Consider the following 26,260-nt stretch of genomic DNA (forward strand, 5'->3'; position numbering starts at 1 on the left):
GGTTTCCTTGTATCAAAGCGGTTCAACGCCAGGCAAACGGGTGATGCGTGCCAGACGGGCCTCATCCTCCTGTTGTCCCTTCAGCGTAGAGTGAACAAAACTGAGGTGTGCCGTCGCGGCCTGGCGGGCACTTTCTGGCTCACCCGCGAGGATCGCGGCCAGCAACGTCTGATGCTGTTCAGTGAGTTGAGCAAAGACTTTGGGGTGCAGATACATATGCTCCCGGCTTTGCTGTACCGAGGAGTGCAGCAGCGTAAAGAACCCCCGCATCGTTTGTAACAGCACCAGGTTATGCGACGCCTCGGCAATCGCGAGGTGAAAGCGCACATCGGCCTGCGCCGCGAGCTGCGGGTCATCGTGCTGCTGGATTTTCAGCGTGGCATCAAATGCCAACTGCAATCGCTCTTTATCCGCCGCCGTGGCGCGCAGTGCGGCATACCAGGCCGTTCCTCCCTCAATGGCATAGCGCGCTTCCAATACATCAAAGCCATAGTCGGGGTCCTGCGCCAGCAGGGGGCGAATGGGCGCAACGATTTGTTGTTCGCTCCAGCTTGCCAGAGGCTGGCAAAGCCAGGTCCCTCCGCCGCGTCGGCTGGTCAGTAAGCCGCTGCTAATGAGCTGTTGCAGCGCCTCGCGCAGAGAAGAACGCGATACGCCTAACTGCGCCGCCAGCTGGCGTTCAGCCGGTAGCCGCATGCCAGGTTCAAGCGCTTGTTGCTCAATCCAGCGCTGTAGCCGTTCAACCAGATTCAGCGGCACAACCACCGTAGGGGGATAAGACATAAAAATTGGTCCTACCAAACGAGGTCACAGGGTGACAGATAACAGAGGATTTACCGGTTCCTGAGCGGTTGCAACGCTGGCAAGAGGAAATTTAGCGATGTGTGACAGCGCAGGGGGTTTTCTCTTGATTGGTAGGACCAATTCAGACCCGGCACTCCCCTGGCGGAATGCAGGAAAAAATTGCCGATGTCGCCCCTTTCTGCCAGACTTACCGCCGCAATCCTACCCGCTATTTAGAGACCATCCCGTGACTGCTTTTTCTACCCTGACGCAACTGCCTGCCAGCCAACTCGATAACCTGCGCGAGATGGGCTTCGACGCCATGACGCCGATTCAGGCCGCCGCCCTGCCCGCCATTCTTGCAGGCCGCGATGTGCGTGCGCAGGCGAAAACCGGGAGCGGAAAAACTGCTGCTTTTGGTGTGGGCCTGCTGAATCAGATCGACAACACCCGCATCCAGACCCAGGCGCTGGTTCTGTGCCCAACCCGCGAACTGGCTGACCAGGTCAGTAACGTGTTGCGCCAGTTGGCCCGTTTTACCCGTAATATTAAGATTCTGACCCTGTGCGGCGGCCAGCCGATGAGCGCCCAGCGTGATTCACTGGTGCATGCACCGCAGATCGTGGTGGGCACACCGGGCCGTATCCTCGATCACCTGAAGCGCGATACGCTCGATCTCAGCCAGCTGCAAACCCTGGTACTGGATGAAGCCGACCGGATGCTGGAGATGGGCTTCCGTGATGACATGGAAGCGATTATCGCCTTCACCCCAGAATCACGTCAGACCCTGCTGTTTTCCGCCACCTGGCCCACCACCATTGCCAGCCTGAGTGAGCGCTATCAGCGTGATGTGTTGGCGGTTGCCACCGAAAGCGAAGAAGTCTTGCCGGCTATTGAACAGCGCTACTTTGAAGCAAGCAAAGGCGAAAAGCTGAATTTCCTCAGCGCACTGTTGAGCCAGGAACAACCCGCTTCCTGCGTAGTGTTCTGTAATACCAAACGCGAATGTGATGACATTGCCGCCGCATTGAACGATCGTCAAATCAGCGCCCTTGCGCTGCACGGCGATCTGGAACAGCGCGATCGTGAGCGCGTCTTGATCCGTTTCGCCAATGGCAGCAGCCGTGTGCTCATCGCCACTGACGTGGCCGCACGTGGTCTGGATATCAAATCACTGGCGCTGGTGGTGAACTACGAGCTGGCCTGGGACCCGGAAGTGCATCTGCACCGTATTGGCCGTACTGGCCGTGCCGGTGAAGAGGGGCTGGCAGTGAGTTTTGTCGCCGCCGATGAGATGCAGCGCGCCCACGCCTTAGAAGATTTCCTCAAGCAGCCGGTTAACTGGGTTTCCAGCGGCACGCTGAAAGGGAAAGCGTCTCAACCATTACCGGCTGCGATGATGACGCTGTGCATTGATGGTGGCCGCAAAGCCAAGATCCGTCCGGGCGATATTTTAGGTGCCCTGACCGGTGAAGCGGGCTTCAGTGCCGATCAGATTGGTAAGATCGACCTGACCCAGACGCACGCTTTTGTCGCCATCAGCGCCAGTAAAGCGAAAAATGCCCTGATCAAGCTGAAAGAAGGCAAGATCAAAGGAAAAAGTGTTCGCGCCATCCTCCTGAAGTAATCCGCTCTCGTGCGTGAGGGGCAACCCCTCACGCAAAATCCCCCCTCCCGCCCTGTTTTTTTCCTCCCCTCTGCCGATAACTCCATCAAGGCGACATTGCCCTGCCCTTAATTCTGCCCAGAGAGGCCCGGATGGATAATTTTCAGAAAGAGATCGATGAGAGGGCCAATCTGGCGCTATCGAATAAGTTTGAATTGCTGCTGTTCCGCCTGGGGTCCGATCGGGTAAAAGGCAAATCTGAGCTGTTTGGCATTAATGTCTTTAAGCTACGCGAAATTGTGCCGATGCCGCAGATCACCAAAGCGGCGGGAATGCACTCACCGCTGCTGGGGATGGCCAGCATTCGCGGTCAGTTTATTCCGGTCATTGATTTACCCGCCGTGACGGGCTGCAAACCGGAAACCGGTTTGAATTTGCTGCTGGTGACGGAGTATGCGCGCAGCACGCAGGCTTTTGCCGTGGAGTCGGTCGAGAATATCGTCCGCCTTGACTGGAATCAGGTACATACCGCCGAAGCCGGTCTTGGCGGCCACAATATTACCAGCATCGCCCGTCTTGAAGGTGAGCATCAGGATAATCAGCTGGCCATGGTGCTGGACGTCGAGCAGATCCTGTATGACATCATCCCTTCCGTGCGCGGCAGTGAGCCAGAAGCCCAGAGCCAGCGTCATTTCCGCGTCCACCCTGGCGCGGTCGCTATCGTGGCGGAAGATTCCAGAGTCGCGCGTCAGCTGCTGGAGCAAGGCCTGAAGAGCATGGGCATTCCCGCCATCATGCACAATACCGGCCTCGAAGCCTGGCACAAGATCCACCAGATAAGCCAGGAAGCCGCCGCGGCAGGCGTTCCTTTACACCATAAAATCGCCCTGGTGTTAACCGATCTTGAAATGCCCGAGATGGACGGTTTTACCCTGACGCGCAATATCAAACGCGATCCGCAACTGCGACAGTTACCGGTCGTGATCCACTCTTCGCTTTCCGGCAGTGCTAACGAAGATCATGTGCGCAAAGTGGGTGCCGATGGCTATGTCGCCAAGTTTGAAATTAATGAGCTTTCAAGTGTGATTCAGCAGGTACTGGATCGCGTCGGGTAGTCATTTTGTTCGCTGTGATAAAAAGGGAAAGCAATGTTGAGTATTAAAAATATGAAGGTGGGTGTACGGCTGGGTGCGGCTTTTGCGCTGGTTGTGGCCCTGCTGGTGATTATCAGTGCCGTCACCGTAGATAAAATCTACGCCATTAATAAAGGCATGTCGGCCATCGTTGACGATCGCTATGTGAAAGTGCGTTTAGCCTATGACGTACGTGATGGTGTCAACGATCAGATCAAGTATCTGCGCGGGATCGTGATTGATACCACGCGGCCACAGTTTAATGAAAAGCGCTTCCAGCAGTTGGCGGTCTCAACCGATCAGACACATAAGAGTATGGATAAGATCGCCGCGATCCAGGTGACGGCGATCGGCAAACAGAAAATTGCCGGTCTGCAAGCCGCGGCTGAGCGGTTCGAGCAGGCCAAACAGCAGTTGATCGTGTTGGTTAAGGGCGGAAGAGTGGAAGAAGCCAGTGCCTTCGTCCTGAAAGCCCTGACGCCATCACAGAATGATTTTCTGGATGGTGCCACCCAGTTTGCCGCTTCACAGGATCAGCAGTTAAAAGCGGAAGGCAAGATGATTGTTGCCAATGCCGATACGGCAATTGCGGTGATTTTGGTGCTCTCGGTGATTGCGATTATCGCGTCGATTTTACTCGGCATCTATCTGACCCGTTCGATTGTGCGCCCGTTGACCCGCGCCGTTGAGATTGCCGGTAAAGTCGCCGCCGGGGATTTAACCTCGTCAATCACGGTGACATCACGCGATGAAACCGGGGCATTAATGCTGGCGTTGCAGCAGATGAATACCAATCTGTTGACGATTGTGCGCGAAGTTCGCAGCGGTTCCGATACCATTGCCGTGGCTTCCAGCCAGATTTCAGGTGGCAACCTTGACCTCTCTTCGCGCACTGAGCAGCAAGCCAGCTCGCTGGAAGAGACCGCTTCTGCCATGGAGCAGATGACCGCGACCGTGAAGCAAAACGCCGATAACGCCCGCCAGGCGAACCAGCTGGTGGCGGAAACTTCAGGTATTGCCAAAGAAGGCGGTGAGGTGATGGTCGCCGTGGTGGATAAGATGGAGGGAATCGCCTCTGCCTCGAAAAAAATTGAAGATATTATCGGCGTGATCGACTCCATCGCGTTCCAGACCAATATCTTGTCACTGAATGCCGCCGTCGAAGCGGCACGTGCCGGGGAGCAAGGTCGTGGTTTTGCCGTGGTTGCTTCTGAAGTGCGAAATCTGGCACAGCGTTCAGCTTCTGCCGCCAAAGAGATTAAGCAGCTGATTGCCGATTCCGTGGCCCAGGTGGATGAAGGTAATCAGTTAGTGAGCCATGCGGGTGCGACCATTGGCGAAGTGGTGAATAGCGTAAATGGGGTTGCCGCGATCATGCAGGAGATCACCGTCGCCAGTAATGAACAGAGCAGCGGGATTAGCGAGATTAACCAGGCGATTACGCAGATGGAGGCAGTGACGCAGCAGAATGCGGCACTGGTTCAGGAAGCGTCTGCCGCTTCGCAAGCGCTACAGGATCAAGCGGAGAGAATGGCGCAGGCCATGAAGGTGTTTAATACCGGGCATGCCGTGGCCTAAGCCGTACGGTTGAGGAGACTGCCGCCCTGTGCGGCGGCAGTCTTGCAGGCTTAGCTGAACAGCGAATAGAAAATCGCGGAGATAGCCACCAGGCCGAGCAGTACCACGAAGACATTGCTCAGACGACCACGATATTTTTGCATCGCCGGGACTTTGCTGATCGCATACATCGGCATCAGGAACAGAATTACCGCAATCACCGGCCCACCGAGATTTTCAATCATCCCCAGTACGCTTGGATTCAGCGTGGCCACCAGCCAGGTCGTCACCAGCATAAACAGCGCAGTAATGCGGTTCAGCTTCTGCGGGGCAATCTCTTTGCCCGCACTGCGCAGTGACTTATTCACCAGACCATTGAAACCTTCACGCGCCCCCAGATAGTGACCGAGGAACGATTTAGCAATCGCCACGATGGCAATCAGCGGTGCCGCCCAGGCAATCACCGGAACGTTAAAATGGTTCGCCATGTAAGACAGAATCGTGATGTTCTGCTCTTTGGCTGCATTCAGGTCCGCTGGCGACAAGCTCAATACGCAGCTAAACACAAAGAACATCACCGTCAGCACCATCATGGTGTGTGCATAGGCCAGAATACGCGAGCACTTCTTCTCAGCTTCTTCACCGTACTCAGCACGCTTTGCTACCGCAAACGAGGAGATGATCGGCGAGTGGTTGAAAGAGAACACCATCACGGGAATCGCCAGCCACAGGGTCATCCACAGGCTGCTACCGCCAGTGCTGTGACTGAATGAGAGCGTCTCCAGCGCCGCACCGTGCCACTGAGGGATCAGGTACAGCGACAGCAGCAGCAGAACAATGACAAACGGGAAAACCAACAGGCTCATCGCTTTCACAATCATCTGCTCACCGAAGCGAACAATGGTCATCATGCCGACGATGAGAATCAGTGACAGCAGCGCGCGCGGTGGCGCAATCAAACCCAACTGATGGGTAATAAAGCTGTCTACGGTATTGGTAATCGCCACGCTGTACATCAGAACGATGGGATAAATGGCGAGGAAATAGAGCAGCGTGATCACACCACCGGCTCTCGGCCCAAAGTGCTCTTCCACTACGCCGGTGATGTCCTGCCCGCTGTTTTTGCCAGAAAGCACGAAACGCGTCAGCGCCCGGTGCGAATAGTAGGTCATCGGGAAGGCCAACAGCGCCATGATGATCAGTGGAATCAGCCCACCTACACCGGCATTGATCGGCAGAAACAGCACCCCAGCGCCGATCGCGGTGCCATACAGCCCTAACATCCACATGGTGTCAGTTTTACGCCATGTGCCGGTCTCTTCAGTCTCAACGATACCCAGGGTATCGGTTTGAGAGGTTTCCATTTGCTTCTCCGAACTCAGTTGATTTTAGGACCCTGAAAGCAGATATGACACCAAACAGGAAAAATGCAGTGTTTATCGCCAGAGCTTAAGTTTTAAAAAAATGCATCTTTTTAGCGTGGCAAACGTTTGCATGGCGCGTATTTGACACCAAATAACCCTGCGGTAGCAATATGTGTGCATTTTCATTGCGCTTTGCACAGAGACTTAGCGTGACAATGATACTGCCTTTTAAAGGCGCGGTAGTGTAAACCACCGAAAATGTCCATAAAAAGCAAAAAATATCACTACCCATGAGAAATATATGGCTGATCACATTATTTATCTGATTGGCTAGAATCCAGGCAGGACAAAAAACTGCATTGCTGTTAATTGATGGTTAAATAACCCAATTGCAGCATAAAAGCGCAGAGTGCAACACATGCATCACCGCTGGCGGAATTGCATTCCCCAGACAGGCATCTATAGTTTCGGAGCAAAACAACGCACAGAGGACGTCATATGCGCTTTAAAGGTCTGACAAAAGGTTTCTTTATTCTTATTCTGCTGCTAGTCAGCATTGCTTTTTTTGATGTGCTAACACCGTACTACTCGGCGATTCTGTGGGCGGCGATTCTGGCGGTGATCTTCCATCCGCTGAAATCCAAACTGCGCCAGAAGCTGGGAGACAGAAATGGTGTCGCCTCGCTGCTCACGCTGGTGATCATCTGTCTGATTGTGTTCACGCCGCTGGTACTGATCTTCTCTTCGCTGGCGGTGGAGCTCAATCTGGTTTACAACAAACTGCAAAACAGCAGCTCTGAGTTGCCTCAGGTGCTGGCCAGTACTTTCCAGCACTTACCGCTCTCGCTCCAACATTTCCTCACGGAACATCAGCTGAACGACCCGGCGACTATTCAGCAAAAACTCTCCGGCGTGGCACTCAAAGGTGGGCAATATCTGGCGGGTAGCGTGTTCCTGATTGGGAAAGGCACGTTTGGCTTTGCCGTGAGTTTCGGCATCATGCTCTATCTGCTGTTTTTCCTGCTGAAAGACGGTGCCTACCTGGTCGGCTTAATTCTCGAAGCCCTGCCGCTCTCGACCTATGTCAAACATCATCTGCTGATGAAGTTTGCTGCGGTCTCACGCGCAACGGTCAAAGGAACGGTGGTTGTTGCGGTGGTTCAGGGGGCGCTGGGGGCATTGGCCTTCTATATTACAGGCCTTGAGGGCACGCTGTTATGGGGGGCGTTAATCGCTTTCCTGTCGCTGATTCCGGCTGTAGGTTCGGCGATTATCTGGGTACCGGCCGCTATCTGGTTCTTCGCCACGGGCGTCGCCTGGAAGGCCCTGTTCCTGGTGGTGTTCTTCGTGGTGGTGATCGGTCTGGTGGATAATATCCTGCGTCCGCTGCTGGTGGGTAAAGACACCAAAATGCCGGACTACATGATCTTAATCGCGACGCTGGGCGGCATGGAGATTTACGGTATCAATGGCTTTGTGATTGGCCCGCTGATCGCCGCACTATTCATCGCCTGCTGGAACCTGCTCTCCGGACGAGATAACCGCGAAAACGTTGATGAGATTGATGAAGATCTGCTCGAGGAAGCGAAACAACTGCCAGAAAGTGATAAGCAGGCTTAAATTTACTCCAGGGGCAGCTCAGGCTGCCCTCTTCTTTTTCTTACTCGCTCAACACACCGCGTTTATTCATGCAGATGCTTCGGCACCGGCGGCGTGCCGTGGGTGTGGAAAGTCTCAATGGTTTTCAGCCCCCACGCCTGGCCTTTCTTACGTTCGCTTTCGGTCCACACCACGGTTTGCCAGTCCGGAGCCAGAATCAAACGCGCGCCCGAGTTGGCTAGCTCAACGCGGTTGCCCGCCGGTTCCCAGACGTAGAGGAAGAACGTGCCCTGAATCGCGTGCTTATGCGGCCCGGTTTCAATATGCACTCCGTTTTCCAGGAAGATATCCGCCGCGCGCAGAATGTCCTCTCGCGTGTCAGTCGCATAGGTCACATGATGCAGACGCCCGTTGCCGCCGCCGTGCTCCTCGGTGCAGGCTAAATCATAGGTTTTGTTATTGATGGTAAACCAGCAGCCGCCGATGCGGCCGTTATCCAGCTGGATCATCTCGGTCACGCGTGAACCCAGACAGGTTTCCATGAACAGCTTAAATTCGCGCACGTCAGCAGCTAACAGATTCAGGTGATCGAGACGACGTGGAGAGGCACCGCGGCCATGATAGCGCTGCGCCAGGTTTTTCAACGAGGGCCGTTCACAGTCGCTGGCCTGGTAACGCACCGTGTCATAGTAAATCTCAAAGACATGACCAAACGGGTCTGCAAAGCGGAAGGCTCTACCGTGCCCTTGTTCACCTTCAACCCAGCCAATTACCTCATATTTACTGGCTTCAATCGCCGCCACCCGGCGCATTAAGGCCGCTTCAGAGCTGGCACGGTAGGCAATATGACCGACGCCAGTGGTGTGATGGCGCGTCAGCTTCAGGCTGTGGAACTCGTAGTCATCCCAGGCGCGCAGCCAGGCATGGTTTTCGTCCTGTGCAGAAACGGTAAGACCATACACATTCACGAAGAAATCAAGGCTCTCCTCAAATTTGTCCGTGTACATCTCAACATGTGCCAGATGCGCAATGTCATAGCAGGGTTCTGGAAGTTGATTTGTCATTGTGGTCTCCCTCTTTTTTTATAGGCGTACAGATGTTGTCACATTACTTTCAGAGAGACAGGTTAACTGCCCGCACGCAGCGGGTCAGTTGGAATCCCGTTATAGCGGTATGAATTCCATTTATATTGTGACAGGGGTAACAATCGGCACTGCGAGGAAATCAGGGTGATCTGGGCGTCGCCTATGCGTTTTTTCAATGGCCTGCCAACAGGCAGGCCAGAGGTTCAGAAACTGTACTCAAGCTTCATGCTGAAATCGTTGCGATCGTAGTTGTAGAGCCAGTCAACATTGCTGCGGACCTGATTATGTTGCCAGCTCAGGCTGGGCGTGAACCCCGCCATCTTCCAGCGGGGGGCGCGCAGCGTCAGGGTATAGTTCAGCTCGTTATCGCGCCGGGTCGCATCCAGCAGTGGGCTATAACGGGCATAGGTGCGGTGGCGTAATGCGGTAAATAGCGTCGCTTCAAAACCTGCGTACTGTAGAGAAGCACCTAGCCGCATACCCGGTTGCTGATAGGCATTAGCGCGATCTTTCGCATCCGAGCTGAGATAGTCCAGGCCGCCAAACAGCGTCCAGTTATCACTGAGTTGGTAAAAGTAGGTGGCATACAGCGAGCGCTGAGCGCCATTGTAGCTGGCCGCATATTGCTCACTGCGAAAACGCAGCTGTTTATAGTCACCTTCCAGCCGGAACAGCGATGCGGCAGAGAGCAGCGCACTCCATTCACTGTGTACGCCCCATGCGCCATAAAAGGCATCGTTGCCCCAGGCGTAATATTCAAACACCGGGGCCAGTAAAAATTGATAGCGGGCATCGCGGTAGCTGTATCCGGCTTGCACATTCACGGTGGTTTCGTTGAATTCGCCGTGATGCTGATATTGCGTGCCATACATTAGCCCTCGCACGTAAAGCCCGTGATGCCCCTCAATGGCAATACGGCGCTGCAAGGTCGCATCATAATCCCAGCCGCTGCCTTTGATCGCCTGCGGCAACGTCCGCTGGTAATAACAGAGCCCATTGACATCCGCCAGCAGGCAGGTAGAGCTGGCCGACGTGCGGTTGATATTGTCGCTCCAGACCGGGCCGAACGAGAACGATCCATGCCAGGCATCGCGATCGGTCAGCGCCTGCTGATAGGTGCTGATCGACTTACGCACCCCTGCCGTGCGCGCATCACTGGCATTGATCGCAGCGTCTGCCGCGTCAAACTCACGCCGTGACTCACGTAAACGCCCGTCGTCAAACAGCGTGCGCGCCAGCTCTAACCGTGCCAGCACAAAATCGGGCTGCTGCTGCAATACACCCCGCAGTGCCGTTTCCGCTCTCTGATAGTCCCCCTGAGCGCGCGCCAGCAATCCTTGCGCATACTGCACCAACAACGGATCGCGATCTGCCAGCGTTAAATATTCGTCCAGAAACCGCTGTGCCAGCGGCCACTGATGATATTGCAGGCTAAGATACAGCGCCTGTCCCAGCTCACTGGCATTGTGCCCCACGCGATAGGTTTGCCCGTCAATGGTTAATACCGGACGTTCGCCCTGGGTCGGATCGTTTTGCAAAATACGCGACTGGCGCGTGGCATTTTGCTGTTCAAGGTGGTTTTCCAGCATCCGCCGGGTGTCGTCACGATCCTGTGCGGCAACCGCGTGCAGCGCAGGCAAACTGAGGGCCAAAGCCAGCAAAGTATGAAACGGGCGAGCAAAAAACAGCATAACGGACCGATCCCTGAAGCGATAAAAACGCAAAAAGCACAGCCTGGATTGCGCCAGCCTGTGCCATGGTATTAATTACGCCGTCCTGCGTGGGGGCGTAAGAAAATCATTAGTTTTTCGTACCACCGAAAGCGGTATCTTTGGTGCGATCGCTAAAGGTGACAATCCCCGCAACGCCGGTCGCGCCAGCCCCGAAGAAGTTCCCTTTCAGCGCACCGCCAGTGCCGTTAGCACTCACGACCTGAACGCCGCTCGCCGCTAAATTCACCGCTGCACCAGAGGTAGAGATGGTGCCGTTAGAGAAGTTGATATCACCGGTAGAGCTGGCGGCTTTGGTGTTGAAGTTCGCCGTCAGCGTACTGGTTGGCAGCGCAGCGCCGCTGTAGTTGTTGATCGATTTCACCGCATAAGTCACTGGGCCGGTGGTTGGCAGCGTGGTGGCCACCGTGCCGTTTTCACCGGCATAGAACACGGTGTGTTTGCCCGCAGCTTTGGTACCTGCCGTGGTAGATTCAGCATCCCACTCACCGAACCAGACGTCCTGGCTACCGACCTTAGCGAATGACCAGACACCCAGATTGGTGTGATCCGGACCTGGGCCTGCTGGGCCAGGTGCGCCATCGGCAACTAACTGACGGCCAGTGAAATGATAGACCCCAGTGCTGGTGCTCTGATATTTCGCATCGGCAAAGTGAGTGAACGTCGCTTTCGCGTTATAGAGCTGACCATCAACGCCCGCGCCTGCTGCACCTGTACTGGTCGCACCCACACGGATGCCGCCCGTGTCACTATTGCTTTGCGCGCTAACCACCGCTGCCTGCGCCATTCCCATTGCGCCCATCAGTGCGGCTGCCAGTACTGCCTTCTGCATGATCTGATTCATTTCTGATTCCTTGAGGTCAACAAACATTGAATGAAAAGACAAATGATTAGCATTTCACTTTTTGGCGATCGCGCCTCCGTTAGCTGCGGTGTTTCACCGCGTACTCCCTTTATCACTCCAGTGAGAAATTCACCGGAGCGGTAATCGTTTTCTGCACGCCTGGCGGTGGCGGTGGCACCGGTGAAGCACGCCGCACCATATCCAGCGCCGCCTGGTCCAGCGCGGCGGACCCACTGCTGCTTACCACGCTATAGCTCAAAACATTGCCCGAATCATCGAGGCTAAAACGCACCCCCACGGTGCCGGTTTGTCGGCCAGGATAACGCTTAAACTTCTCCAGATGCGCCATCAACCGCGAAGCCCAGGTGATCCGCGCCTGGGGCGTTGCCACTGCGCCCTCTGTACTCTGCTGTGCGGCGGTACGCTCAGACGGCGCGGCCTGCGCCTGCGCCCAGTTTTTCTCCACCGCTGAGCGGTTTTGCTGCGGCGCTGGAGGTTGCGGTGCTGTTTTCTTCTGCGGACGCGGCCTGTCAGGCTGCGGCATCCGCTTGGGCAAGACGATTTTCGCCCGATCGTGCTGGGGCAACGGCGCGCCAGGAGAGACCTGCGCCTTTACTTCCTGCTGCGCCTGCGCCGCCTGCGACTGCTGAAGTTCAGGCGCAACCTCATTCCGCTCGGTATTTTGCACCTGCGGCACGGCGGCCTGTTGCAACATAATCACCGCCTGTGGCAGTGGCTCTGCCGCTAACACCGGCGGGCGAGACATCAGCCACATCAGTAACAGAGCATGGCCGATGGCCGATATACCGGTGGCAATCACCGTGGGTCTTTGCATCAGAATTTAAGCGTCACCCCTGCCCGCAAGGTACGTCCTGGCCCCGGTACCGGAATGGTGTTCAAGGCATCGACGTAGAAGCGATCGGTCAGGTTATCCAACGCCACATCCACACTGGCGTTCGGGCTGATACGGTAATTGGCGTAGAGATCGATCAGCGTATACGGATGCCATTTAGACGCCGCGATGGAGTAGGAGCCTGCGACCTGCCCTGGTACAGAAGTCGATCCCATCCCTTCGGCATAGCGGCTACCCACATAATTAACGCGCGTGCCAAAGGTCAGATCATCGTCCAGCGCGTGGGCACCCAGGTTGAGCGTCACGGTATCGCGTGGGGGAACCTGTTGCAGCGAGAAGCTGTTGTAGATCCCGCCCGCCGCACAGTCAGCCGCACCCGGCGCCAGTACCTCAGAAGGCGCGCAGAACATGACGTGGGTGTAGTGGTTCCAGCTCAGGCTACTGAACACCGGACCGATGTTATATTCCGCCGACAGTTCAAAACCGCGCATTTCGGCATAATTGAGGTTTAAACGGCCGAGGACATAGTTGTAGTAATCACCAAAAGTCGACTTACTTTTCAGATTGCCACGGGTGATGTAGTTGCTGATGTGGTTGCTAAACCAGGCCGCATGCAGGCGCAGTTTGTCATCACTGGTTAACAGACCTTCCTGAAGATCATTGATGCCAAACTCAATGCTTTTATTCCGTTCCGGCGCGACCGGGTTGTTATTCGCCGGATAGAGGAATGAGGTGCCAGAGAGTGATTCAAACAGGCTTGGTGAGCGTAGCACGCTGCCATATTTGCCGTAGATCTGGAAGCCCTCCACCGGTTCAACGGTAAGACTGAGGATATGCGACCAGCCATCATCACTCCGCTTGTAGTTATCCGCCAGCAGCGAACTTTTATCCATGCTGTCAAAGTGGGAGTAGCGCACATTGCCGCTCAGGGTCAACCACTGGCGCGGCTTCCACTCCAGCGAGCCAAACCCGTTCGACTCTTTACGCCAGCCATCACGCCCGGCCAATAGTCCTGGGGTATTTTCCAGCGAGATACCGCTGGGCAAGCCTGAGTTCTCACGGGTGAAGCCGCCACCGTACTGCACGCTAAAGTCACCGAAGTCGGTGTAGAAGCGCGAAGTATTCGCGACAGTTGCCCCTTTACGATCGGAACCCACCCAGAAATATTGCGGGTAGAGCCGGTCGGTGTATACCGTCGAATTAATCCGGTTATCGATATTGTTGTAGAAGGCGTCGACTTTCAGATCGATCAGATTATTGTCTGCCGGATGCCAGCCATACCGGGCGGTCCAGGTGGCGAGATCGATGGTACTCATCACCCCCTGATACTGCATCGGCGCAATAATGCCCTGTGACTGTGAACCCAGAATATGGCCATAGGTGCTCAGGTAGCGGGAATAGCCCAGTTCCAGATGTTGCTCATCACTGAACTTAATATTGCCTTTCAGCAACCAGGATTCGTTATCCGTGGAGGTATTCAGCACCTGCTCACCGTTACGGTACGGGGTCAGCGTGCCCGCTATGCCGATCCCGTCGTCCTGCACCGTGCCACCGCCGTGGCCATGCTTACCGGCATAATAGTTGCCGTTATTACGCTGAGCATAGGCGGCGGTGATATCAAAATGGTCACTGGTATTGGCTACCGCAATGCTGCCGGAGTAACCGTGCGGATGAAGAAAGGCCGGACGATTCTGTGTCCCTTCGGCTCCACCACTGTATCCGACACCGCCATAACTGCCCGCGGCCGGTGCGGTTTTGCTGTTGGTGGTCAGCCCACCCTTGATGCGCACACCAAAGGTCTGTCCCGGCAGCAAAATATCTTTCGGTCCAATGGTGCTGATACGCACCACCCCGCCAGTGGCTCCCGTGGCATCGGCCCCACTGCTGGCACCCCGTTCAATATCCAGCGATCCAATAAAATCGGGATCGATATAGGTTGATGAGGTTGATCCGTTGTAGCCCTGATAGATCGAGGTTTCCTGGCTGGCTCCGTCGACGATCACCGGAACGCGGCCTTGCCCCTGCATTCCGCGAATGTTCACATCCACCGCGCCAGAGTTACGCCCATCGCCATTGAGAACACCGGGTATACCGGAGAACAGATCGCCGACTGAAGTACCACGAAAGCGGTCGATCTGCTCTCCTGACAGGTGGGTGAGCGAGCCTGCGGTTTGGTAAGGCACATCGGCGGGATCGGCGGCTTTCGGTTTGGTGACGGTGATGGTGCCAAGTTGCAGCGTATCGTCGGTGGCACTGGCTGCCGCCGCAGTGTTCAGGGTTACGCTGTTGCTGGCGGTAAATGAGTAGGTTAAACCGCTGCCTGCCAACACCGCTTGCAGCGCTTGTTGCGGAGCCAGATCGCCCTGCACCCCCGCGCTGCTTTTACCGCTGGCGTAGTCCGGCAGATAACTCACCTGTATGCCTGACTGCCGACCAAACTCTGCCAGTGCATTCGACAGCGATCCTGCCGGGATAGCAAAGCGCACGCTGGATGCGGGCTGTGCCAGCGCACTTTGCTGTGCAGCCACCAGCGCCAGACTGATCGCGCTGAATTTAAACAGGGTGGCAAACATCATGGCAGTGCTGTGACGCCTGCGTGGCGGCGCAAAAGTGGCTGAACCCATTATTCCCTCTCGTTATTAATATGCTTTCCGGCGGATGCACAACGTGCACAAAAAGCCGGTGATATTATTGAAACGAACGGGAGGGGGATTTTTTCTCTTTGAGAATGATTTTTTTTCTTATTTAGCCGAAAGCAGGGTTAACCACGGCGTGAGATGGCGTACTTCAGCCTGAAAAGGGGCCACTACCGCATTCAGTGCCTGCTGCGGGTGTACCATATTAAACACCCCGCTGATGCGCTGCTGTCGCAGCCATGCACTGGCAATCATCACTTTACCGGGCAGCCAGCGTGCGATGCGCGCCACCACCACGGCCACGTGTTCGTTGTCGGCCACCAGCATGCCGCTGCGCCATGCGGCAAACTGATCTACCGGACGTTCTCCCAGCGCGATTTGCCCGCTGTCGGAGATACTGAGCCACTGTCCGGCATGTAACGCCTGTGAACCATTCACCACGACGCTGCCCTGCTCAACCGCTACGCTGGTGATATCCGCATCCTGACTCAGCGTAAAAGCCCCCGCCTCACTCACCACCTGCTGCCCGTTTTGTCGGGCAATCAACGGTGAAGCGGCTCCGGGTTGAACGGCAAAGAAGGCCATTCCCGTCAGCAGGTCGACCTGACGCTGGCTGGTGCTAAAGTGACTGCGAATGGCGCTGTCCGGCCCCAGTGTGACGTGGCTGCCATCAGCCAGCTGTAGTTGCTGTAGTTGGCCAGTATGTGTGCGATAGTCTGCCCGCAGCGGTAGCAACAGATCCGGTGCAATGGCTAACGTAGCACCGGTTGCCGCAATCGCCACCGCACCGCCGGTGATAAATCGCCGCCGGGAAAAGTGCGCCACCGCGTTGCTATGCGTGACGGGCACCAGCCGGCCACTGAGTTGGTGCAGATGCTGCGCCTCCTGCCACACGGCTTGATATTGCGGGCCACGCGCTCGCCAGCTTTCCGCCCGCGCCAGCGCGGCGAGATTTTCTGGTTCGCTATGCAGACACATGATGAGATCAAACGCCTCTTCAAACAGCTTTTCGTTTCGCACTATGTTTTCCGTTTCTCTTCACCAGGGGCATCTTTCACTGCTCGTTGTCATCATCCAGCGCGCTGCGGAGTTGCACATAAGCCTGACGGATCAAAGTCCAGGTGCGTGTGACAGAGAGCCCAAGCTCCTGCGCGACCTCAGCAATAGTCTGATCCTGCAAGCGATACAGTTCAAAAGCGCGGCGCATCTGCGGTGGCAGCGCAGCCAGTTTTTGCTGGAGCAACGCGAGCTGCTGACGATCGGAGACGATGGTTTCCGGCCCCGGCGCGTCATCGGCCAGTTCAAGATAGCGCTCTTCACTGATGGCGTCGATGGCGGCAATTTTCTCTCGCCGATAGCGATCTACCGCCAAATTTTTAGCCGTCCGGTGCAGATAGGCACGCGGATTATCTGCCTGCTGCGGCGCTTCTGCGCCAAGGATACGCAGAAAAACGTCCTGAGTTAAATCCTCTGCCTCATCCGCACCATGGCCAGACTTTTGTAATACACGTTGAATTTCGTGAGCATGTTTCTGAAACAGATTTTTCAGATTCCACATCTCCCAACCCCTTTTTGCAGCCCGTCTGTGCTACGCGCTGCCCATCAACCCGGTGCGACACTGACCCTAAGTCAGCGCCAGGAAAGCGATCATTTTTTCGTTGTTATCAGGTTTGCTGCGTGAAGTTGTCAGGTAACCGTCAGCAAAGTAGCAGGAGAATATAAAAAATTTTCACTAAATGGTAATGATTTTCATTTGTATTACATCGAGTAGGGATTTAGAAATTTCGCTGTGCTATCGCAGTAAACCCGCAATAAACCGGGTAAAATTGCCGATTCTGTTGCCGTTGAATCAACTTGTACCAAGCACTTTTTTGTTAAGGAGAACGTCCATGCGCGCCTCAGATACTCTGAGACTGTTACTGCTTGCCGCTATCTGGGGAGCGAGCTTTCTCTGTATGCGCGTTGTCGCACCGGAGTTTGGTGCGATCAATACAGCATTCCTGCGAGTGCTGTTTGCCTGTACCGGCCTGGGGGCTATTTTGTTGTTGTTGCGCCATCAACTGGCGTTTAACGGGAAGTTTCGTGTCTCTCTGCTGCTCGGTGTGATTAACTCCGGGGTCCCGTTTTTGATGTACTGCCTTGCCGCACGCTGGTTGCCCGCCGGTTACTCCGCCATTCTTAACGCCACCGCCCCGCTGATGGGCTCACTGGCGGGATGCCTGTTTTTCCAGGAAACCCTGAGTGTAAAAAGGTGGCTGGGGGTGTTTATCGGTCTGATCGGCATTATGGTGATCACCGCCACCGGTGAAGCCGCGCTGTCAGGAGGGATCATTGCGGGTGTGCTGGCCTGTCTGGTCGCTACCGGGTGTTACGGCGTGGCGGGTTTTCTTACCCGCCGCTGGCTGACCGAGCGTGGTGGCCTCAATGCCCGGCTCTCAGCGTTGGGCAGCCAGATTGGTGCCACGCTGTTCCTGCTGCCCTTCTTCGCCTGGTCTGTCTCTTCCGGGCCAGCGGTACACTGGGCACAACCGCATCTGTGGTTCTTTGTGGCGGCACTGGGTCTGATCTGCACCGCCAGCGCCTATATTCTTTACTTCCGTTTGATTGGCGATATCGGGCCACTGCGCACGCTGACCGTCACGTTCCTCATTCCCCCGTTTGGCGTGCTGTGGGGCTATGCCGTGCTGGGTGAAACCATCAGCCAGGGCTTTGTTGCGGGTGCGCTGGTGGTCACAGCGGCGGTGTGGCTGATCGTCAGCCCGGAAAAAACCGCCAAACTGACCGAAGTAAAGTAACCGCTTAGCGGCTCTGGCGGTAGCGCTGCCAGAGCCAACCTGACCAGGCCACCAGCCAGAGCAGCAGTAACCCCGCCCCTAGCGGCAGCGTAGCGATCATCAACCAACCCATCACATTCATAAAGCTGAGCCACTCCCCCACATCCCTCCCCGCAATGATGCAGGGATAAACGCCCGCTTCATCCACATGACAGCCAGCAGCACGGGCAATCATGCCGCCAATCACCACGGAGATAACCGGAAACAGTCCCAGCAGCAGAATGCTCAGTAACGAAACCAGCCAAAAGCGCCAGCGACGTGTCGTCCAGTGGCTGAATAAGATCCCACCCATCACACTCTCCTCTTTTCCCTCAGAGAGTAGCACCCCTCAGGGGAGTTGTGATGCCGTTTGCGGCTGTGGACGGCGTGGATTGAGCATCCGCCACAGGCAAAGGCCACAGATCGCAGCGATGAGCAGGAACAGCGCGAGGAAGGCCAGGCCGTAGCTAAACGATCCGCTGAGCTGTTTGATCACCCCGACACTATAAGGTCCGAACAACCCGGCGAAATTGGCAAAACAGTTGATGAAAGCGATAGCACCCGCCGCCGCCGCGCCACGCAGGAACAGCGGCGGAATGGACCACAGTGCGGTACGCGCCACGTTGACACCCACCATCGCTACCGTAATAAACACCATCTCCCACGGGAACTGGTGGGCAAACGTGGACGCAACAAAGCCCGCCGCCGCAACCAGTGAAAACAGCGCCAGACTCAAGGCATAGCTCTGCCTGCGATCCATCATACGGGCAAAGGAGAACATCACCAGCGCAGAGCAGAGATAGGGCAACGTTGAAACCATGCCGGTTTGTAGATTACTTAGCCCAGCCTCTTTGATCATCAGCGGTAGCCACATGCCAATGCCGGTAATGCCCACGGAAATCGCGAACAGCGCCAAAGACAGGACCAGCACGCGCTTGTCGCGTATCGCACTGGAAAATTTATGCACGCCCTGCTGCTGAGAAGGTGCATTGAGCGCCTCCTTCATCACCTGTTTCTCCTGTTCACTGAGCCAACGCGCCTGATCCGGCGAATCAGTCAGCACAAACAGCGCCACGATGCCAATCACCGTAGCCGGTAGCCCCTCGACGATAAAAATGAGCTGCCAGTCCGCCAGCCCCCATGCGCCGCCGAGACTGAGCAGGTAGCCGGAAATCAGGCCGCCCACCACGGACGAAAGTGGAATGCCGAGCGTAAACAGCGCCAGAATGCGGGCACGCCACGCGGGGGGAAACCAACAGGTCAAATAAAAAGCGACACCGGGAAAGAAACCCGCTTCGGCAATACCCAACAAAAAGCGCAGGGTATAGAAAGAGTGCGCACCGGTAACAAATGCCGTGGCGGCGGAGATCAGTCCCCAGGTAATCATGATGCGCGAGAGCCAGATACGCGCGCCAAATTTATTTAATGCAAGGTTGCTGGGAATCTCACAGAGGGCATAAGTAATAAAGAAAATACCGGAGCCAAAACCAAACTGCGCGGGCGTAATACCCAGTGCGCTGTTCATTGAGAGAGCCGCAAACCCAATATTTACCCGATCGAGATAACTAAAAATATAAGCCAGCACTAATAACGGAATCATCCGTAACGAAGCTTTGCGTACTGCACGATGTAAAATAATCGCTTTTTCATGATCTGGAATGGTGAGCATGTTCTTCCCCTAACGAAAATAGAGTTGTTGCGGATTATTCACCAGTACTTGCGCTAGCTGCTGGGGGGTTGTGGCCCAGTCAAATAGCGATGCAAGATTGTCACGCTCGTTGATTGGCGTGCGTGAGGTGGGATGCGGCCAGTCGCTGCCCCACAACAAACGATCCTCACGTTCAGCCAGCAAACAGTGAGCAAACGCGTTAATATCCGCTGTGCTGGCAGGCAGGCTGAGATACAGACCGCTGAGCTTGATCCACCACTGCCCTGAGCGCAGTTTTTTCCGTATCGCTGCCACATAGCTACTGCTCTGCCAGCCGGAGAAATCCACGCGGCCAAAGTGATCCAGCACCACCTCACAAGGCAAACTTTCCAGCAGTGGCGCGGCTTCAGCGTAGTGTTTTGGCGTCAGATGCAGGTTGATATGCCAGCCGAACTCCGCCAGCAACGCCGCGTTGGCCGCCATGTGTTGCAGTACCCCTGGTGCCGAACGCACCAGGTTATAGCGCAGCCCCGTGATGCCTTGCGCGCTGAGTTGCACCAGCTGACTTCGGCTTACCCGTCCGTCCAGCACCGCCACACCCCGCGCCTGATGACGATGGCACGCCAGCGCATCAAGAATGATTTGGTTGTTATCCTGGTAAGTGGAAGGCAACACCAGAATATGGCGGCGAAATCCGAGTGGCTGAAATTGCTGTTGATATTCGGCCAGTGAAGCATTTGCTGTATTAAGCGCAGGATTATTAACGGATTGATAGCGGTCATCATAAATATGCATGTGACAGTCGCAGGCATTAAAGGGTATTTGCATCCTCTGTCCCTTCTGATATTAAGCGATAGCAGGCCTTTCCCTTAGTGGCGGGAATATTTATTGGTGATAGTCAGAAGAGAGTGGCGCGTGGCTGAGCATTTCACAATACAGATATTGTGGGTTATGTGACCCGCCTTACGCACAGCAGGTTATTAATTCATCACCCTGAGTTATCATTTAAAGTAAAAAAGGGAGCCAAAGCTCCCTTCTCCTTGTAACACTTAGACTATTTTACGCGGCGCTTTAAACACCAAAACAATGCCGGCGATAATTGCCGCCATCCCCATGACGCCTGACCAGGGTAAAGCGTTACCGAGCAGCAGATAATCCAGCAGCGCGGTAATCACCGGCACCAGATAAAACAGGCTGGTAACGTTGACGATATTCCCGCTGTTCAGCAGGCGGTAAAGCAGCAGTTGAGCCACGACGGAGATCAACACCCCAAGGAATAACACCGCCACCGCGAACTGCCAGTTGATCACCAGATGAAATTCTCCGAGCGGAGCCAGCAGCACGCACAACAGCAGGCTGACGCCATACTGCAAAGGCAGTACATCTGCCGGTTGTTGATGAATTTTCTTCTGCATGATAGCGCCGTAGGTCATAAAGCCCAGCGCCGCCAGCGAGAACACAATCCCCGAGGCTGCCACATGAGCGGCGGAGATACTGCGCCACACCAGCAGAATCAATCCCGCCAGCGCAATCAGAAGCCCCACCAGACGCAGCCCCTGCATGCGCCGTTCAACCAGACATAGCGTCAGAATCGGTTGAATGCCCATAATGGTGGCAATCAGTCCTGGCGTAACACCTCGTGCCATTGCCTCGAAGTAGCACACCGCATATCCGCCGATCATCATTAAACCGCTGCCCATCACCTGCCCGCGCGTGCCTGGCTGTGGTAATACACGCCCACGAATCACGGCCACCAACAGCAACGCCACCAGTGCGATAGCAAAACGGCAGATCAACAATGCCAGAGGAGAGGCATTATCCAGCCCCAGTCGGGTGAAAATGGCGGCACTGCCCCACAGTAATACAAAGCCCGAAGTCGCACTCTGTGCGGCAAGGGTACTTTTATTCAAACTCATGAAAAAACTCCAGATTTCTGCATCTGATTATTTTTGGCGTAAGCATACCGTTGCGCGTTTGCACAGCAAACTTACGCGGTTAAAAAAGTGCGGGATTAAACCCCAGCAACCACAGAAGAATCAGGAGGAGGTGGTGGGCAAGTGATGGAGAACAACGCGTGACGCAAAGAGACAACCCGCCACACTGGCGAGCCAGTGAAGTTAAGCGCTTGTGGTTGTGACATCGTTGCGTTCATGGACACGTAGATTCTTAATGAGTGAGTCGTGACGTTAACATGATGTTTCTCAGGCCTCAATGCATTCCTGCTTAGAGGGCTAGCCGTCTGCGTGAAGTTACCTCACCTCTGCCCGCTGAACAGGCCGCAAAAACCGGTTCAGATTGAGATTGAGGTCGGGGTAAAGGCCCGAATGGTGCTGACGGGCGGCGTGATATTGGCGATTATCCCATACTCAAGGCGCAACATAAGCACATGAATTAACTGAATAAAAACCAAAATACGTCGATACCAACTCGTCACAGTGCAAGAGCAAAAAATCGATCATGAAGATGGCTCATGATGGTTTGAATTTATATCACTTTTCCTCACTCAAGCAGTCTGGCATAAAGTAAGCATTGTGATTGACCACGGTCAATGAAGATTACTCAATGATGTGAACCTCCTCCTGGTTAAACAAGAGAATCGCGGTTTACCTCAGAAATCAGGAAGCCAGATTAAAATGAGCAACGATTTTAAATTCACCATTAAATACACTTCTTTCGATGAGAATTATAATCCATCAGAGAATACGCGCATTACCACCAACTTTGCTAACCTGGCACGTGGTGAGAGCCGTCAGGCAAACCTGCGCAATACCGTAGTGATGATGAATAATCGTTTTAACTCACTGGCGCAACAGGATAATCCGAAATCAGACCGCTACGCGGTTGAGCTGGATATCGTCTCGGTTGAGCTGGATATCGAAGGGAATGGCGAGACCTTCCCGGTGATTGAAATCCTGAAAACCAACATCGTTGACCGCAAAACCAATCAGCGTCATGAAGGCATTGTGGGGAATAACTTCTCTTCCTACGTGCGTGATTACGACTTCAGCGTGCTGCTGTTAGAAAGCAACAAAGATAAAGCCGAATTCAGCCTGCCAGATAACTTTGGCACCCTGCACGGCAACATCTTTAAATCTTTCGTTAATTCAGAGGCGTTCAAAGCCAGCTTTAAGAAAGCCCCGGTTATCTGCCTGAGCGTTTCCAGTAAAAATGTCTATCAGCGTACCGGTTACCAGCACCCAGTGTTGGGCTATGAGTACAAGCAAGACGCGGACTCCCTGACTGACGTTTACTTCGGCAAAATGGGCTTACAGGCGCGCTTCTTCATGCCTGCCAACAGCGCAGCACCGCTGGCATTCTACTTTGCCGGTGACCTGCTGAATGATTACACCGATCTTGAGCTGATCGCCACTATCAGTACCATGGAGACATTCCAGAAGATCTACCGTCCGGAAATTTATAACGCTAACTCAGCGGCCGGGCAGTGCTATCAGCCAAGCCTGAATTACCAGGACTACTCCTTAACACGTATTGTTTATGATCGAGAAGAACGTAGCCGTTTAGCGGTTGAACAGGGTAAGTTCACTGAAGAGAACTTCATCAAACCAAACCAAACTGTTCTTGAGCAATGGTCTGCAAGCTACGCTCTTTGATTAACCAAACTCACAAGGTCATCTATTTATGAAAATTTTGTTACCGACGTCGACCGCAGGCAGCTTGCCTAAACCTTCCTGGCTGGCGCAGCCGGAGAAACTTTGGTCGCCATGGAAATTGCAGAATGAAGAGTTAGTTGAAGGTAAACAGGATGCTCTGCTGGTGTCACTGCAGGATCAGCAGCAGGCCGGTATCGATATCGTCAGCGATGGTGAGCAAACGCGTCAGCACTTCGTGACCACCTTTATCGAACACCTGAGCGGCGTTGATTTCGAGAAGCGTGAAGTGGTTAAAATCCGCGATCGCTACGATGCGAGCGTACCGACAGTAGTAGGTCCAGTCGCGCGTCAGAAGCCGGTGTTCGTGGAAGATGCTAAATTCCTGCGTAAGCAGACCAAGCAGCCAATTAAATGGGCGTTGCCTGGCCCGATGACCATGATCGATACGCTGTATGATGCCCACTACAAAAGCCGTGAAAAGCTGGCGTGGGAATTCGCGAAGATCCTGAACCAGGAAGCAAAAGAGCTGGAAGCAGCAGGCGTGGATATTATCCAGTTTGATGAGCCGGCATTTAACGTGTTCTTCGACGAAGTGAATGAGTGGGGTATTGCCACTTTAGAGCGCGCGATTGAAGGCCTGAAGTGTGAAACTGCGGTGCACATCTGCTACGGCTACGGCATCAAAGCCAATACCGACTGGAAGCAGACGCTGGGTTCAGAGTGGAGACAGTACGAGGAAGCCTTCCCGAAACTGCAAACCTCTAACATTGATATCATCTCACTGGAGTGCCATAACTCCCGCGTGCCAATGGATCTGCTGGAACTGATTCGCGGCAAGAAAGTGATGGTGGGCGCTATCGACGTGGCAAATCACGCGATCGAAACGCCAGAAGAAGTGGCCGATACCTTGCGTAAAGCCCTGCAGTTCGTTGATGCAGATAAACTCTATCCTTCAACCAACTGTGGTATGGCCCCGCTGCCGCGTCACGTGGCTCGCGGCAAACTGCACGCGTTAAGCGCAGGTGCAGAAATCATTCGTAAGGAACTGCTGGCGAAGTAATTTTCGCGGCACTCCACACGACGAAAACCGGGTTAAGCTTGCGCTTAACCCGGTTTTTTATGTGCCAGACTCCCAAGCGTTTTCCCCCCTTGGGTGGCCTAACCTCCCTGTCCACAGCCACTGGCTACCTGGCAATGCCTACATAAACAACAACGTTAGCGCACGCTCAACATCAATCGTAATAGGGCACCTTGTGATCAACACCGTTGATATTGACCAGCACAAAACCGGTGGGTGTGGTTTTGTCGGTGGGCGTACCCACGGCGCTAGCCAGGGTCAGAACGCCCTTCTCATTTGCCCCGATCCCCGCCAGACCATTGTGCATACCAAACCGGGCGGCCGGTTTCAGGCTGCCGAGTTTAGTGGTGTCACTGACTACCGAGAAGTCGGGCTGGAACAGCGAGCACGAACCCGCATCAAAACGCGTTGGACCGGTATTACGCAGCGTGAACATGGTGTCGCCACTGTTGGCCGCCAGTTTTACCCACACCACCGCATAGGTGGTGCCGACCCGGCTATAGCGGATATCTTGCACCGCAGGTGAACCCATATGGCAGGCATCCGCCCAGACGGTATCCAGCCGTTGCAGGTTGATCCAGGTTTTTCCGGTACCGGTCATATTCACCGGACTGCCTGCGGTGGTGGATGGCGTGGTGGTGGCATCCGCCTTACTGATCATCTCCATCACCCACTGCTGGTTTGCATTCGGGAAAAAGAACTGCCCAACGCGATACCAGTTGTCAGTGGTGGTGTTATTGGTGATTTTATAGCCGCTGTAGTAGCCTGCAAACAGAGAACCGGTGATGATGGTGCCGTGGTTCTCTTCGCGACGATAACCATATTCAAAGGTGGAGAGCCATTTACCGGAAGCCAGGCTGGTATTGATGGTGGCACCCGCCTGTAAGCCAATCTGGCGCATAATGACGCGCGCATTAGTGAGGTCAAAGGCGTTGTCACAATCTTCAATATTCAGGGTATCAATGGTCCAGCCACCGTCCGCCAGCGTCCCCGGATTGATGGTGTGCTCAATCCAGACGTTACGAATGATCCCCTGCGTCACACGCGGCATGTACAGGGTGTAATCGCCATATCCGGTCTGGAAATTGGCATTACACAACTCGACTGCCGTTGAGTGATCCCAGTTACCGGCCACCGTATTGGACCAGCCAATATCAAAGATGCGCGAATAGGTATAGAGGGTATAAATCTGGTTGAATTTACTGTCGAGGGTGTCCAGCAGCTTAATCACCGTCCCGCCGGTGTAGGAGGCGCGGAAACAGTCGATATTCACGGTTTCCCCCCCAACCGTGGTGTTCTCGAAAAAGGGCTGCACATTGCTGCACATCTCTGCGGTGATGGTGCCGGTATTGGTGGTGGTATCCGCCGTACATTGCCCATTCCACGCGATCCCTTTGATATGGGTTCGGCGCGCTTTGACCTTAAAGACGGTACTGCTGGTTTTATCAGAAATGATGGTGGTGCGCGGTAAAGAACCCAGTTCCAGGTCATCGCCAATCAAACCAAAAAATGCCACTTCGGTGCCGCTGATATCGATGGGTTTAATCAGAAATTTACCGCCAGGGAAACGGACCGGCAGGTCTTTACAGCTCGCGTTCCAGCCTTGCGTCCAGGTCAGCATGCGCTTAAAGGCATCGGTGTCATCCGTGGTGCCATCTCCTTTCGCGCCAAAGTGCAAAATATTCACTTCAGTCGGATCGTTAATGGTGCGCTTCCAGTAAAAGCCGCTGCCCACCGCTAATGTGCCGCCATCATCCGTTGACGTGGTCGTGCCGATGAAACCAACAAAATTACCGCCGCCGCGAAAAGTGGAATCCTTGTCGTAATAACGATTAAGTTTTGCAACAACACCAGATGCTGAAGGTGCCGTGGTACGTAATTCCGCAAATGAATTTACTTCAATCATCGTATCCTCCTCAG

General features: G+C 54.7%; 21 protein-coding genes. 7 read left to right on the forward strand and 14 right to left on the reverse strand.

The genetic code is table 11. The annotated features are described in order from the left end of the window. Positions 1-12: 12 nt before the first annotated feature. Complete coding sequence (lldR, locus tag B880_RS0113480) at positions 13-783, reverse strand: transcriptional regulator LldR (protein ID WP_017347954.1); 771 nt, start codon at positions 781-783, stop codon at positions 13-15. A 247-nt stretch (positions 784-1,030) separates the two neighbouring features. On the opposite strand from lldR, the gene dbpA reads away from it, so the two are divergent. The 3 genes from dbpA (at position 1,031) to B880_RS0113495 (ending at position 5,100) form a co-directional block, all read left to right on the forward strand. Continuing rightward, on the forward strand, positions 1,031-2,410 hold the full coding sequence (gene dbpA / locus B880_RS0113485; protein WP_017347955.1) for an ATP-dependent RNA helicase DbpA: 1,380 nt from the start codon (positions 1,031-1,033) through the stop codon (positions 2,408-2,410). A gap of 131 nt (positions 2,411-2,541) precedes the next feature. Further along, positions 2,542-3,504, forward strand: a complete 963-nt coding sequence (locus B880_RS0113490; RefSeq protein ID WP_017347956.1) for a chemotaxis protein — start codon at positions 2,542-2,544, stop codon at positions 3,502-3,504. A gap of 33 nt (positions 3,505-3,537) precedes the next feature. Further along, the gene (locus B880_RS0113495; RefSeq protein WP_017347957.1) at positions 3,538-5,100 is read left to right on the forward strand and encodes a methyl-accepting chemotaxis protein; all 1,563 of its coding nucleotides are present in this window, start codon (positions 3,538-3,540) and stop codon (positions 5,098-5,100) included. A gap of 50 nt (positions 5,101-5,150) precedes the next feature. Here the strand turns inward: B880_RS0113495 and B880_RS0113500 are convergent, their stop codons facing one another. Continuing rightward, positions 5,151-6,443: an HAAAP family serine/threonine permease gene (locus B880_RS0113500; protein ID WP_017347958.1), complete on the reverse strand. Its 1,293-nt coding sequence runs from the start codon at positions 6,441-6,443 to the stop codon at positions 5,151-5,153. Between the two features lie 498 nt (positions 6,444-6,941). Here B880_RS0113500 and B880_RS0113505 point away from each other — a divergent pair, with 498 nt between their 5' ends. Continuing rightward, complete coding sequence (locus B880_RS0113505; protein ID WP_017347959.1) at positions 6,942-8,063, forward strand: AI-2E family transporter; 1,122 nt, start codon at positions 6,942-6,944, stop codon at positions 8,061-8,063. Between the two features lie 62 nt (positions 8,064-8,125). Here the strand turns inward: B880_RS0113505 and B880_RS0113510 are convergent, their stop codons facing one another. The 7 genes from B880_RS0113510 to B880_RS0113540 all read right to left on the reverse strand — a co-directional run bounded on the left by B880_RS0113510 (position 8,126) and on the right by B880_RS0113540 (position 16,748). Then, on the reverse strand, positions 8,126-9,106 hold the full coding sequence (locus tag B880_RS0113510; protein WP_017347960.1) for a VOC family protein: 981 nt from the start codon (positions 9,104-9,106) through the stop codon (positions 8,126-8,128). A gap of 224 nt (positions 9,107-9,330) precedes the next feature. Beyond that, positions 9,331-10,818 (reverse strand): surface lipoprotein assembly modifier, encoded by a 1,488-nt coding sequence (locus B880_RS0113515; RefSeq protein ID WP_017347961.1) that lies wholly within the window; start codon positions 10,816-10,818, stop codon positions 9,331-9,333. Between the two features lie 109 nt (positions 10,819-10,927). Continuing rightward, positions 10,928-11,701 carry a Slam-dependent surface lipoprotein gene (locus tag B880_RS0113520; protein ID WP_017347962.1) on the reverse strand — a complete coding sequence of 258 codons (774 nt, stop codon included), beginning with the start codon at positions 11,699-11,701 and terminating at the stop codon, positions 10,928-10,930. Between the two features lie 112 nt (positions 11,702-11,813). Then, a complete protein-coding gene (locus B880_RS25040) occupies positions 11,814-12,536 on the reverse strand; it encodes a TonB family protein (protein WP_017347963.1) in 723 nt (240 codons plus the stop codon). Next, positions 12,536-15,178, reverse strand: coding sequence for a TonB-dependent receptor (locus tag B880_RS0113530; protein ID WP_017347964.1), 2,643 nt, complete (start codon positions 15,176-15,178; stop codon positions 12,536-12,538). Before B880_RS0113530 ends, B880_RS25040 begins: the two co-directional genes overlap by 1 nt. A gap of 117 nt (positions 15,179-15,295) precedes the next feature. Then, positions 15,296-16,210 carry a FecR family protein gene (locus B880_RS0113535; RefSeq protein ID WP_017347965.1) on the reverse strand — a complete coding sequence of 305 codons (915 nt, stop codon included), beginning with the start codon at positions 16,208-16,210 and terminating at the stop codon, positions 15,296-15,298. Between the two features lie 34 nt (positions 16,211-16,244). After that, positions 16,245-16,748: an RNA polymerase sigma factor gene (locus B880_RS0113540; protein ID WP_017347966.1), complete on the reverse strand. Its 504-nt coding sequence runs from the start codon at positions 16,746-16,748 to the stop codon at positions 16,245-16,247. 331 nt (positions 16,749-17,079) lie between these two features. Between B880_RS0113540 and B880_RS0113545 the strand changes: the two genes are divergently transcribed. Next, complete coding sequence (locus B880_RS0113545; RefSeq protein WP_017347967.1) at positions 17,080-17,985, forward strand: DMT family transporter; 906 nt, start codon at positions 17,080-17,082, stop codon at positions 17,983-17,985. A 4-nt stretch (positions 17,986-17,989) separates the two neighbouring features. Here the strand turns inward: B880_RS0113545 and B880_RS0113550 are convergent, their stop codons facing one another. From B880_RS0113550 to B880_RS0113565, 4 genes are all read right to left on the reverse strand, one after another. Then, complete coding sequence (locus B880_RS0113550; protein ID WP_017347968.1) at positions 17,990-18,316, reverse strand: hypothetical protein; 327 nt, start codon at positions 18,314-18,316, stop codon at positions 17,990-17,992. Between the two features lie 36 nt (positions 18,317-18,352). After that, positions 18,353-19,672 carry an MFS transporter gene (locus B880_RS25045; protein WP_017347969.1) on the reverse strand — a complete coding sequence of 440 codons (1,320 nt, stop codon included), beginning with the start codon at positions 19,670-19,672 and terminating at the stop codon, positions 18,353-18,355. 9 nt (positions 19,673-19,681) lie between these two features. Next, a complete protein-coding gene (locus B880_RS25050; protein ID WP_071524404.1) occupies positions 19,682-20,479 on the reverse strand; it encodes an amidohydrolase family protein in 798 nt (265 codons plus the stop codon). 221 nt (positions 20,480-20,700) lie between these two features. Next, entirely contained in the window at positions 20,701-21,567 is an 867-nt protein-coding gene (locus B880_RS0113565; RefSeq protein WP_017347971.1) for a DMT family transporter, read from the reverse strand. 717 nt (positions 21,568-22,284) lie between these two features. Between B880_RS0113565 and B880_RS0113575 the strand changes: the two genes are divergently transcribed. Both B880_RS0113575 and B880_RS0113580 read left to right on the forward strand, forming a co-directional pair. Then, positions 22,285-23,262, forward strand: coding sequence for a DUF1852 domain-containing protein (locus B880_RS0113575; RefSeq protein ID WP_017347973.1), 978 nt, complete (start codon positions 22,285-22,287; stop codon positions 23,260-23,262). Positions 23,263-23,290: 28 nt separating this feature from the next. After that, positions 23,291-24,322, forward strand: a complete 1,032-nt coding sequence (locus tag B880_RS0113580) for a methionine synthase (protein WP_017347974.1) — start codon at positions 23,291-23,293, stop codon at positions 24,320-24,322. A 172-nt stretch (positions 24,323-24,494) separates the two neighbouring features. Here the strand turns inward: B880_RS0113580 and B880_RS0113585 are convergent, their stop codons facing one another. Further along, positions 24,495-26,246 (reverse strand): glycosyl hydrolase family 28-related protein, encoded by a 1,752-nt coding sequence (locus B880_RS0113585; protein WP_017347975.1) that lies wholly within the window; start codon positions 26,244-26,246, stop codon positions 24,495-24,497. Positions 26,247-26,260: the final 14 nt, after the last annotated feature.

The sequence above is a fragment of the Pantoea sp. A4 genome, from assembly GCF_000295955.2.
Taxonomy (GTDB): Bacteria; Pseudomonadota; Gammaproteobacteria; order Enterobacterales; family Enterobacteriaceae; genus Pantoea; species Pantoea multigeneris.

Excerpts from the sequence above, each read along its gene's own strand:
- B880_RS0113585 (WP_017347975.1), bottom strand. The coding sequence starts at position 26,246 with ATGATTGAAGTAAATTCATTTGCGGAATTACGTACCACGGCACCTTCA.
- B880_RS0113495 (WP_017347957.1), top strand. The coding sequence starts at position 3,538 with ATGTTGAGTATTAAAAATATGAAGGTGGGTGTACGGCTGGGTGCGGCT.
- B880_RS0113490 (WP_017347956.1), top strand. The coding sequence starts at position 2,542 with ATGGATAATTTTCAGAAAGAGATCGATGAGAGGGCCAATCTGGCGCTA.
- B880_RS0113575 (WP_017347973.1), top strand. The coding sequence starts at position 22,285 with ATGAGCAACGATTTTAAATTCACCATTAAATACACTTCTTTCGATGAG.
- B880_RS0113540 (WP_017347966.1), bottom strand. The coding sequence starts at position 16,748 with ATGTGGAATCTGAAAAATCTGTTTCAGAAACATGCTCACGAAATTCAA.
- B880_RS0113530 (WP_017347964.1), bottom strand. The coding sequence starts at position 15,178 with ATGGGTTCAGCCACTTTTGCGCCGCCACGCAGGCGTCACAGCACTGCC.
- B880_RS0113545 (WP_017347967.1), top strand. The coding sequence starts at position 17,080 with ATGCGCGCCTCAGATACTCTGAGACTGTTACTGCTTGCCGCTATCTGG.
- B880_RS25045 (WP_017347969.1), bottom strand. The coding sequence starts at position 19,672 with ATGCTCACCATTCCAGATCATGAAAAAGCGATTATTTTACATCGTGCA.
- B880_RS0113505 (WP_017347959.1), top strand. The coding sequence starts at position 6,942 with ATGCGCTTTAAAGGTCTGACAAAAGGTTTCTTTATTCTTATTCTGCTG.
- B880_RS0113550 (WP_017347968.1), bottom strand. The coding sequence starts at position 18,316 with ATGGGTGGGATCTTATTCAGCCACTGGACGACACGTCGCTGGCGCTTT.
- B880_RS0113510 (WP_017347960.1), bottom strand. The coding sequence starts at position 9,106 with ATGACAAATCAACTTCCAGAACCCTGCTATGACATTGCGCATCTGGCA.
- B880_RS25050 (WP_071524404.1), bottom strand. The coding sequence starts at position 20,479 with ATGCAAATACCCTTTAATGCCTGCGACTGTCACATGCATATTTATGAT.
- B880_RS0113580 (WP_017347974.1), top strand. The coding sequence starts at position 23,291 with ATGAAAATTTTGTTACCGACGTCGACCGCAGGCAGCTTGCCTAAACCT.
- B880_RS0113520 (WP_017347962.1), bottom strand. The coding sequence starts at position 11,701 with ATGAATCAGATCATGCAGAAGGCAGTACTGGCAGCCGCACTGATGGGC.
- lldR (WP_017347954.1), bottom strand. The coding sequence starts at position 783 with ATGTCTTATCCCCCTACGGTGGTTGTGCCGCTGAATCTGGTTGAACGG.
- B880_RS25040 (WP_017347963.1), bottom strand. The coding sequence starts at position 12,536 with ATGCAAAGACCCACGGTGATTGCCACCGGTATATCGGCCATCGGCCAT.
- B880_RS0113565 (WP_017347971.1), bottom strand. The coding sequence starts at position 21,567 with ATGAGTTTGAATAAAAGTACCCTTGCCGCACAGAGTGCGACTTCGGGC.
- B880_RS0113500 (WP_017347958.1), bottom strand. The coding sequence starts at position 6,443 with ATGGAAACCTCTCAAACCGATACCCTGGGTATCGTTGAGACTGAAGAG.
- B880_RS0113515 (WP_017347961.1), bottom strand. The coding sequence starts at position 10,818 with ATGCTGTTTTTTGCTCGCCCGTTTCATACTTTGCTGGCTTTGGCCCTC.